At 67.3% G+C, this 9,821-nt stretch carries 6 protein-coding genes and 2 pseudogenes; 5 read left to right on the plus strand and 3 right to left on the minus strand.

Annotated features, from left to right (window positions below):
- The 3 genes and pseudogenes from QZ847_RS10895 to QZ847_RS10905 form a co-directional block, all read left to right on the plus strand.
- Positions 1-609, plus strand: a pseudogene (locus QZ847_RS10895) (TonB-dependent receptor); the annotation flags it as partial.
- A gap of 148 nt (positions 610-757) precedes the next feature.
- On the plus strand, positions 758-2,233 hold the full coding sequence (locus QZ847_RS10900; protein WP_294356451.1) for a putative 2OG-Fe(II) oxygenase: 1,476 nt from the start codon (positions 758-760) through the stop codon (positions 2,231-2,233).
- The gene (locus QZ847_RS10905; RefSeq protein WP_294356453.1) at positions 2,230-4,095 is read left to right on the plus strand and encodes a tetratricopeptide repeat-containing sulfotransferase family protein; all 1,866 of its coding nucleotides are present in this window, start codon (positions 2,230-2,232) and stop codon (positions 4,093-4,095) included. Before QZ847_RS10900 ends, QZ847_RS10905 begins: the two co-directional genes overlap by 4 nt.
- 45 nt (positions 4,096-4,140) lie before the next feature.
- On the opposite strand, the gene clpB is transcribed toward QZ847_RS10905, so the two are convergent.
- The 3 genes from clpB to QZ847_RS10920 all read right to left on the minus strand — a co-directional run bounded on the left by clpB (position 4,141) and on the right by QZ847_RS10920 (position 8,641).
- Positions 4,141-6,720, minus strand: a complete 2,580-nt coding sequence (gene clpB, locus QZ847_RS10910) for an ATP-dependent chaperone ClpB (protein WP_294356455.1) — start codon at positions 6,718-6,720, stop codon at positions 4,141-4,143.
- Positions 6,721-6,782: 62 nt separating this feature from the next.
- Positions 6,783-7,577: a glycosyltransferase family 2 protein gene (locus tag QZ847_RS10915; RefSeq protein WP_294356457.1), complete on the minus strand. Its 795-nt coding sequence runs from the start codon at positions 7,575-7,577 to the stop codon at positions 6,783-6,785.
- On the minus strand, positions 7,577-8,641 hold the full coding sequence (locus QZ847_RS10920) for a glycosyltransferase (protein ID WP_294356459.1): 1,065 nt from the start codon (positions 8,639-8,641) through the stop codon (positions 7,577-7,579). Before QZ847_RS10920 ends, QZ847_RS10915 begins: the two co-directional genes overlap by 1 nt.
- Before the next feature lie 51 nt (positions 8,642-8,692).
- Between QZ847_RS10920 and QZ847_RS10925 the strand changes: the two genes are divergently transcribed.
- On the plus strand, positions 8,693-9,481 hold the full coding sequence (locus QZ847_RS10925; protein ID WP_294356461.1) for a glycosyltransferase family A protein: 789 nt from the start codon (positions 8,693-8,695) through the stop codon (positions 9,479-9,481).
- A pseudogene (locus QZ847_RS10930) lies at positions 9,481-9,821 on the plus strand (hypothetical protein); the annotation flags it as partial. The gene QZ847_RS10925 and the pseudogene QZ847_RS10930, both read left to right, overlap by 1 nt.

Below are 9,821 nucleotides of genomic sequence, written 5' to 3' on the forward strand. Positions count from 1 at the left end.
ACCGGATCGCTGTGGCGTTCCAATCAAGGCTACGTGTCCGATCTGACGCGTAACCTCGGCACGCTGCAGACGAGCGGTATCGACGTCGGTGCCAACTTCAACTCCGAGGTGGGCTCGGTCGGTACAATTTCGTTTAACTTCAACGGTACCTGGCTGAACGAGTACAAGGTCAATAACGGCGTCGTCGATCCATACGATTGTGCGGGTTACTATGGCACGCAGTGCGGCACGCCGGCACCGGAGTGGCGCCACAAGACGCGCCTGACCTTCACCCTCGCCGATGGCATCGGTATCTCGGGTCAGTGGCGTTACTTCTCGGCGGTTCGCATCGACGCGAGCAGCAACCAGTCGGCACTGGCTGGTGGCTTCACCGCGTACAATGCGCGCATCAAGCCGCAGAGCTACTTCGATCTGGCGCTGACCGCGCCGATCGCGGAGAAGTTCAACTTCCGCCTCGGCGTGCAGAACCTGCTCGACAAGGATCCGCCGCTCATTGCTGGCGCTGGAACCTATGCGCAGCCGGCCGGCTTCGCCAATGGCAACACCTATCCGCAGGTGTATGACGCACTCGGCCGCTACATCTACTCGGGTGTGACGCTGAACTTCTGATCGATCGATCAGCTTTGAGGGGGCCGGGATGTTTTCCCGGCCCTTTTTTTGTGCGCGCGAGTCGTTACCACTGCGGGCCATGTCCTTGCCCGATCAATCACGACATTTCGGGAGCATGCCGCCGGCTGCCGATCGAGCGGCCGCGGCGTTGCGCTCACGCTCTGCGGCGATACTCGCCGAGCGGGCGCTGGCGCACGGCGGCGAGGAGCGGGCGGTCGAACAGGTCGCGGCTGCCGCACACCGCGCTGGTAGCGATCCGCGGCTGTGGCAATGGACCGCGCTGCTGTACCGCGCGCTCGACGATCGGCGTAGCGCGCTGGACGCGTTCGCGACCGCGACGCGGCTCGCCCCGCGCGATGTGCGGATCGCGCACGGGCTGGCGCAATGCCGCTACGAGGCCGGGTTGCCGAGCCTAGACCAGTTCGACGCGGCGCTCGCATTGGCACCATTTGACGCAGGGTTGCTGCTGGGGCGCGCGGCGGCGCTGTTTTCCGCAGGCGAGGCCGCGCGGGCGTGCGACGGACTGGCGAGCGTGCTTGCGCAGGAGCCGAGGTGGATCGACGGACAGCGTGAACTCGCGCACCTGCTGTGGCTGCGTGGTGCAGGCGTGGACGCGTTCGCGCCCTTGCGGCGCAGCATTGCCGCGCAGCCGGCGGAGCCTGCCAAGTGGCAGTTGCTGCTCGAACTGCTGTTGCAGGCGAAGCGGTATGATGACGTGCTGCGCGAGGTGCGTGCGAGTAGGGCAAGCATCGGGGATCAGCCATTCGTGCGCGCGAGCGACCTTGCAGCGCGTGCCGAAAGCGGATCGTTGCCAGCCGACGCCGAGGCTTTCTCCACGCCCGAGTTGGCGAGCGACCCGGCAATGGCGGTCTACCACGTTCGACATCTTCTGCGGCATGGGCGTGTCGATCGGGCAGCGCGGGTGATCGAGCCGTGGTTGGGGCGCCCGCAATCGGCGTCCTTCTACCCTTATGCTTCGCTGGTCTGGCGCTTGAACGGCGATCCGCGCCGTGACTGGCTCGATGCGCAAGCGGGGCTGGTGCAGCAGCACGATCTTTCGAAAGCACTGCCGCTCAAGCGGCTGGCGGCGTTCCTGCGCGATCGTCACCATGCGGGCGGTCCGCACCTTAACCAGTCGGTTAACGGCGGCACGCAGACCGAGGGCATGTTGCTCGCGCGGATCGATCCCGAGATCGAGCAACTGCGCGAGGAGATCCGCGCGTGCGTGCGGCGCTATATCGACGCGCTGCCGCCACCGGACACGCGTCATCCGTTGCTGGGATCGCCCAGGCAGGCGCGGCCGCGCTTCGCCGGTTCCTGGTCAGTGCGGCTGCGCGGCGGTGGCCACCATTCGAGCCACGTCCACCCTGCCGGCTGGATCAGTTCGGCATTGTATATCGACCTGCCGGAACGAGCGGCCGATGAGCCGGCGCATTCCGGCTGGCTGGCAATCGGTGCGCCGCCGGCCGAACTCGGCCTAAACCTTCCGCCGACCGCGATGATCGAGCCGCAGCCCGGCAAGCTGGTGCTGTTCCCCTCGACTACGTGGCACGGCACGATGCCGTTCGCAGCGGGAGAGCGCCTTACCGTCGCCTTCGATATCGCCTATCCCGCGACGCCATGACGAGCATGAGAGAACAGGTGCTGGGTGCTGCCGCGGCTTATTGGCGCGCGGGCGACCGGGCCGGTGCGCGAACCCGATTGGCTGAGGCGATGAGGCAACTGCCCGATGACGCGATGCTGCCGGCGATGGCGGGGCTGCTCGCCTGCCAGAGCGGAGACCCGGCGGAGGGGGTGACGCTGCTGCGCCGCGCGGTGGCGCTCGATCCCGGCGATCAGGCAAGTCGCTTCAACCTGGTCGTGGCGTTGATCGACACGCGCGCGCTGGAAGAGGCCGATGAGGCCGCCCGGTTGCTCGACGAGGCGAACCCTCGCGCGCTGAGGGTGCGCGCATATCTCGCGGCCGAGCGGGGGCGCCATGACGAGGCCACGACGCTTTATGCCGCGTGGCTGCGGCTGCAACCCGGCGATGCGCAGAGCTGGAACAATATCGGTAACAGCTACACCGCGCTCGGACGTCACGACGACGCGATCCAGGCGTTCGAGCGCGCGGTGCAGATCGCACCGAACGAGGCCGCGCCGCACGTCAACGGTGCGAAGGCGCTGATCGCCGCCGGTCGCGACGACCACCGGCTGGCGTGGACCAGCCGCGCGGCCGGGTTGCTGCCACGCGACTATGACATCATTTTCCACCACGGCCTTGCCGAAGCGAACAGCAGGAACTTCGATCGTGCGGTCGAGACGCTTGTGCGCGCGACCGCGTTGGCGCCGGAACGCTCCGACGCTTACGTCGAACTCGGCCTGTTGTATGAGAACCTGAATAGGATCGACGATCTCGATCAACTCGTCGCTCAAACGCGCGAAAACAACGTCGCTGACGAGCACGTCGCGCTGATCGCGGCATGGCTGCACCGCCGGCGTAACCGGCTGGACGAGGCGGCGCGCGAGGCGGACCGGATCGGCACCGACGTGGCGCCGGCGCGGCGACATCATATCCGTGCCGATATTGCGGAGCGACTCGGCGACACCGACCAGGCCTTCGCCGAATTTACGCTGATGAATGATGCGGCGCTGGCGGGGGCAGGGGCGGGTGAGGAGCCGAGCTACCTGACCCGTGTACGCCGGGAAGGCGACGGGCGACTGGCCGCCACCGTCCGAACCGGCTCGACCGCGTCAGCAACCCAGCCAGCCTCGCCGGTCTTCATCATGGGCTTCCCGCGCTCGGGCACGACCCTGCTCGACACGCTGCTGATGAACGATCCGCACTTCCACGTGATGGAGGAACTGCCGATCGTCGGCACGATCGAGGCGGAGGCGCGCGCCGCCGGCGGTGTCGACCGCGCCGACCCTGATCAGTTGCGGCAGCGCTACTTCGACTTGCTCGCGCAGGTCGCGCCGAACGATCGGCATGCGGTGGTGGTCGACAAGTTTCCGCTCCACCTGGCGCGCGCGCCGCTGCTGCACCGCATGTTTCCTGACGCGCGGATGATCTTCGTCGAGCGGCATCCGTTCGACGTGGTGCTGAGCTGCTTCATGGCGAACTTCCAGCTCAACTTCGCGATGCGGCACCTGACCTCGTTGGGTGAGGCGGCGGCGCTCTACGACGCGACGATGACCAGCTTCGCCAACGCGGAAAGCCAGCTTCCGCTCAACGTGCATCGCTTCCGCTACGAGCGCCTCGTCGCCGATCCCGACGCGGAGCTGCGTCCGCTGATGCGCTTCCTCGACGTGCCGTGGAACGATGACCTCCTCGACAATCAGGCGAGCGCCAGCCGCCGCGGCCATATCGCCACTGCCAGCTACTCGCAGGTGACCGAGCCGATCTACACCCGCGCGATCGACCGCTGGCGGCGCTACGAACGCTATTTCGGCGACGCCGCCGCGCTGCTGCGACCGTGGTGCGAGAAGCTGGGCTACGAGGTGTAGGAAGGTCCGGGCGGGCGAGACACTGCCCGCCCGAACGCTGTCGCTTTACTGCGCCGACAAGGCGAGCTTGCCGTCACCTTCGTCGACGTGGACGGTCGTGCCGTCCTTGACCTCGCCGCGCAGGATCAGGTCGGCGAGCGGGTCCTGCAGGTAGCGCTGCACCGCCCGCTTCAAGGGCCGCGCGCCGTAGACCGGATCGTAGCCGACACGGCCCAGCCACGCGCGTGCCGCATCCGTCAGGTCGAGCGTCACCTTGCGATCGGCGAGCAGCTTGCCGACGCGTGACACCTGGATGTCGACAATCGGCCCCATGTGCGCCTGGCCTAGCCGGTGGAACAGGATGATCTCGTCCAGCCGGTTGAGGAATTCCGGCCTGAAGTGCGCGCGCACCACGTCCATCACCTGCGGCTCTACGCTCTCGACGTCGGCGTCATCGGGCATGTTGGCGAGGAACTGCGATCCGAGGTTCGAGGTCAGGATGATCAGCGTGTTGCTGAAATCGACCGTGCGGCCCTGACCATCGGTCAGGCGACCGTCGTCGAGGACTTGCAGGAGCACGTTGAACACGTCGCCGTGTGCCTTCTCGACCTCGTCGAACAGCACGACCTGATACGGCCGACGCCGGACCGCCTCGGTCAGCACGCCGCCTTCCTCGTAGCCGACATAGCCCGGCGGGGCGCCGATCAAACGCGAGACGGCGTGCTTCTCCATGAACTCGCTCATGTCGATCCGCACCATCGCATTGGGATCATCGAACAGGAATTCGGCGAGGCTCTTGGTCAGCTCGGTCTTGCCGACGCCCGTTGGCCCGAGGAACAGGAACGAGCCCAACGGCCGATTCGGGTCCTGCAAGCCCGCGCGTGCACGGCGCACTGCGGTCGAGACCGCGCGCACCGCGTCGGCCTGTCCGATGACCCGCTTGCCGAGCACCTCCTCCATGCCGAGCAGCTTCTCGCGCTCGCCCGCCAGCATCCGCTCGACCGGCACCCCGGTCCAGCGGCTGACGACGCCCGCAATGTCGTCGGCGGTGACTTCCTCGCGCAGCATTGCGCCCTGCGTGGTTCCCTGCGCCTCGGCCAGCTGGCGCTCGAGCGCAGGAATGCGGCCGTAAGATAGCTCGCCCGCCTTCGCCAGATCGCCCTGGCGCTGCGCCTGTTCAAGCTCGAGCCGCGCGGTGTCGAGCTGTTCCTTCAGCTTCGCCTCGCCCGCGATCTTGTCCTTTTCCGCCTGCCAGCGCGTCGTCAGCTCGGCCGACTGCTGTTCGAGGTTGGCGAGCTCCTGCTCGAGATTGGCGAAGCGGTCGCGCGACGCCTCGTCCGACTCGCGGCGCAGCCCCTCGCGCTCGATCTTCAAGCGCAGGATGCGGCGGTCGAGCGTCTCGATCTCCTCGGGCTTCGACTCCACCTCCATGCGGATGCGGCTGGCGGCCTCGTCCATCAGGTCGATTGCCTTGTCGGGCAGGAAGCGGTCGGTAATGTAGCGGTTCGACAAGGTCGCCGCGGAGACGAGCGCACCGTCGGTGATGCGCACGCCGTGGTGCATCTCATACTTGTCCTTGAGCCCACGCAGGATCGAGATCGTGTCCTCGACCGTCGGCTCTCCGACAAAGACGGGCTGGAAGCGCCGCTGAAGCGCGGGGTCTTTCTCGACGTGTTTGCGGTACTCGTCGAGCGTGGTCGCGCCGACACAGTGGAGCTCGCCGCGCGCGAGTGCGGGCTTGAGCAGATTGCCCGCGTCCATCGCGCCCTCCGACTTGCCCGCGCCGATCAGCGTGTGCATTTCGTCGATGAACAAGATGATGTCGCCCTCGGCGGCCTTGACCTCGTCGATGACGCCTTTCAGCCGCTCCTCGAACTCGCCGCGATATTTGGCCCCCGCGATCAATGCGCCCATGTCGAGCGCCATCAGCGTCTTGTCCTTGAGGCCATCGGGCACGTCGCCGTTGGCGATGCGCAAGGCCAGCCCCTCGACGATCGCGGTCTTGCCGACGCCCGGCTCGCCGATCAGGACGGGATTGTTCTTGGTGCGACGCGCCAGCACCTGAATGGTGCGGCGGATTTCCTCGTCGCGGCCGATCACAGGGTCGAGCTTGCCGTCGCGCGCCGCCTGCGTCAGGTCGCGCGCGAACTTCTTCAATGCGTCATAGCGGTCCTCGGCGGACTGCGTGTCGGCGGTGCGGCCGCCGCGCAGTTCGTTGATCGCGCTGTTGAGTGCCTCAGGAGTCGGGCCCGCTGCCTTGAGCGCCTTGCCCGCCGCGGTGTTGAGGCTGAGCGCAAGTGCGACAAGCATCCGCTCGACGGTGACGTAGCTGTCGCCCGCCTTCTTCGCGATCTCCTGGGCCTGATCGAGCACGCGCACCGTGTCGGTGCCGAGCCCCGGTGGCGTCTGCGCGCCCGACCCGCTCACGGATGCGATCTTGGCGAGCGCGGCGTCGGTTTCGCTGGTGGCACGGCGCGCGTCACCGCCGGCACGTACGATAAGCCCCGCGGCCATGCCCTGCTCGTCCTCGAGCAGCGCCTTTAGCAGATGTTCGGGCGCGATCTGCTGATGGTTCATGCGGATCGCGACGGTGCGCGCGGACTGGAGGAATCCCTGCGCGCGGTCGGTAAACTTGTCGAGGTTCATGTCTGTCCCCTGATAACTTGCCGACTAGATGGTGTGGTATTCAGGCAACACAAGTGTGACCGTCAGGTTTCAGACTTCCACGTCTTCTCGCGCAGGTTGAGATGAGTCAGCCGCCGCTGCGCGAGACGCGGGCCGAGAAAGCGGTAAAAGTACCAGTTCTTCGCGCCATGCGGGGTGAAATGGTAGAGCAGCCGCTCCGCCAGCGTCCAGCGCACGCGTGTCCGGTCTGAGCGCCGCGGGGAGGGGACGCACCACAGGTCGTACGGGTAGATCGCGTCACCGTGCGCGAGCACGCGCTCCATGATCTCATGATCCATCAGCACGTAGGGCCAGTGCGCGTGCGTGTAGCCACCCGCCGCGACATACGCCTGGGTGCGGAAGCATTGCCCGTAGCCGCCGGTGTGCGTCTGTTTCGGCCATAGCCGACTCACGCGCTGGTTGTGGCGGCGCTTGGCAAGCGCGGCAGGGCCGTCGGCGCGATCGGTGACGTCGGTCGCCATCACCGCGACGACGCGCTCGCCGCCTGCCGCGAACGCCTGCGCGGCGGTGGCGAGATAGTGCGGCGGGTAGAAGGTGTCGGCGTCGGTGAAGGCGACGAACGGCGTGGTGATGTGCGGGTTGGCGGTTTCCAACGCGTGGATCTTGCCGGGTTGCGCCTCGAACAGGTGGACGACCTCAACATCAGGCATCGCCGCCGCGGCCGTGCGCGCGATTTCGGTCGAACCGTCGTCGGAGGCATTATCGACCAGGATAAGGCGAAAGGGCTTGAGCGTCTGCGCGTCGAGGCTGGCAAGCGTCGCGGCTAGGTAATCGGCCTCATTGTAATAAGCGAGAACGACCGTCCATTCGGGCACCATCACGCATCTCCCCGCGCCAGCCGCAACAGCGTCTGGCACGCGGGCTCGCTCGACCGCAGTCCATGCGTCGCCAGCGCGTGCGCGCGCGCCATCAGCCCCATCGCTGCCATCCGCGTCGGATCAGCGAGCAACGCGGCGACCTCGTGGCGATAGTTACGGTTGGTGACGCGCAGCCCGCAGTTCGCCGGCAGCACGTCGGCGCTGATCCGGTCGGCGAAGGCGACCACCGGGCGCCCACACGCCATCGCCTCGACGATCGCACGCGGGAAGTAATCGCGCCGACCGGCGTGAAAATAGACCGCCGCCGAGCCGAGCAGCGCGGGGATGGCGGCGTTCGGCACATGGCCGAGCCAGTCGATCTCGGGATAACGCTTTGCCAGCGCCTCGGCGTCTGGCCCGCCGCCGGCGACCGCGACGCGGTGCTCGACCGACAGCGCGCCGACCTCGGAGAAGCTTTTCCACCGCGTCAGCCGGCTGACCGCGATCACGTCGCGCCGCCGCTCGCCCATCACGGGGCGGAAGCGTTCGGTGTCGATCGACTTGGGCAGCCGCTCCATCCGCGTATAAGGGATGGCGGCGCGCCACGGCACACGCGGGCGGGCGAGCGCGCGTTCCTGCAGCTCCGATTCGGTGAACACCATCGCCGCGTGCGGGACCAGCCGGCTCCAGTAATCGCCGCCGATGATGACCGCGAAGCGGCGCGCCTCGGGCTTGAGCACGCGGTCGAACAGCCGATATCCCGCGCCGCCGTTGCTGCCGATCACGACGAACAGATCGGCCGCGTCGGCGCGCGCGGCGGCGACCATCGCGTCGCTGTAGTGATCGCGCGATTTCCTGCCCCCGCCGTCGCGCGCGAACAGCCTGAGCGTGTACGGCGCGCCCAGATCGGGGTCACAGCGCAAGGTAGCGTCCTCGCGCGCCACGCCCCACAACTCGACATCGGCTCCCAGCGCCGATAGGAGCGCGGGCATCCGGCGGTCGCGATTGTCCCAGCGCAGCCACTCCGCGGGATCGGCGACGCTGTGATACGTCGGGTAGGAAAGAACGAAGACGATGCGTGTCATGTCAAGGCGCGGCGGATACCAGCACGCTTTCGCGCTGACTAGGATCATGGCGTGAAGCCCGTACTTCGGCCGTTCGGTGAAGACGGCCCCCGCATTTCGTGCCTGATGGTGACCGCCGACCGGATGGCGCTGGCCGAGCGATCGGTCGACTGCTTCCTGGCGCAGACCTATCCCAACCGCGAGCTGATTGTCGTTGACGACGGCGAGCAGGATTATTCGCCCATCCTGTCGCGCGTGCCCGCCGATCGGCTGATCCATCACCGCATCGCCAAGGACCCGGCGACCACGCTCGGCGCACTTCGCAACCTGTCGCTCGACCTCGCGCGCGGCGACCTGATCGCGCAATGGGACGACGACGACTGGTTCGATCCCGAGCGGCTGGCGCGGCAAATCGTCGTGCTTGGCGACCACGCCGCCTGCTGGTGCCCGGTCGCGCTGATGCATCTTGCCGAGCCCGAGTGGCTGGAACGCCCGTACATCGGCTGGTTCCAGGGCGGGGTGCCGAGCACGATCCTGCACCACCGCCGCGACGACATCCGCTACCCGTTGGAGCGTCGCGGCGAGGACAGCACCTATCGCGATGCTTGGCGGCGGTTGGGATTCACGCTGCTCGACGAGGGCGAGGCGGCGCTGCTGATCCGCTGCTTTCACGGGAATAACACATGGGAGCGCACGCATTTCGAGAAGCGCATCGCGCTCACCCCGCGCGACCGGATCGAATGGGGCGTGCGCCGCATGCTCGGACGGACCGAGGATTATTCGCGCTTCCGCCTGACGGGGCGGCAGCGGGCATCGTTCGACGCCTTCTTCGCGCACTCGCGCACACTCGGGCTATTCTGATGACGCTGGCTACGCGCGCGCGCGCCTGGGCGGGGACGGAAGACGCCAAGCGCGTCGCGATCGCGCTGCGCGTCCTGTTCTTCGCCGCGATGTTCACCTGGCTCGTGCTCAAGGTGCGCGCGATCGGCTGGCGGCAAGTGGTCACGTCGCTGCCGACCAACCCGCTGTTCTACATCCTGTTCTTCGTCAATTTCCTGGTGCTGCCTGCGTCCGAGACGGTGATCTACCGCATCATCTTTCGCCGGGCGCTGCCGCGCGCGTTCCCGGTGCTGATCCGCAAGCGCGTCTACAACAGCGCGCTGGTCGGTTACTCGGGCGAGCTGATGTTCGCGATCTGGCT

This window comes from uncultured Sphingomonas sp. (assembly GCF_913778135.1).
GTDB lineage: Bacteria > Pseudomonadota > Alphaproteobacteria > Sphingomonadales > Sphingomonadaceae > Sphingomonas.

What these genes read in the sequence shown, in the direction of transcription:
- QZ847_RS10905 (WP_294356453.1), top strand. Translation starts at nt 2,230, where the DNA reads ATGACGAGCATGAGAGAACAGGTGCTGGGTGCTGCCGCGGCTTATTGG.
- clpB (WP_294356455.1), bottom strand. Translation starts at nt 6,720, where the DNA reads ATGAACCTCGACAAGTTTACCGACCGCGCGCAGGGATTCCTCCAGTCC.
- QZ847_RS10915 (WP_294356457.1), bottom strand. Translation starts at nt 7,577, where the DNA reads ATGGTGCCCGAATGGACGGTCGTTCTCGCTTATTACAATGAGGCCGAT.
- QZ847_RS10920 (WP_294356459.1), bottom strand. Translation starts at nt 8,641, where the DNA reads ATGACACGCATCGTCTTCGTTCTTTCCTACCCGACGTATCACAGCGTC.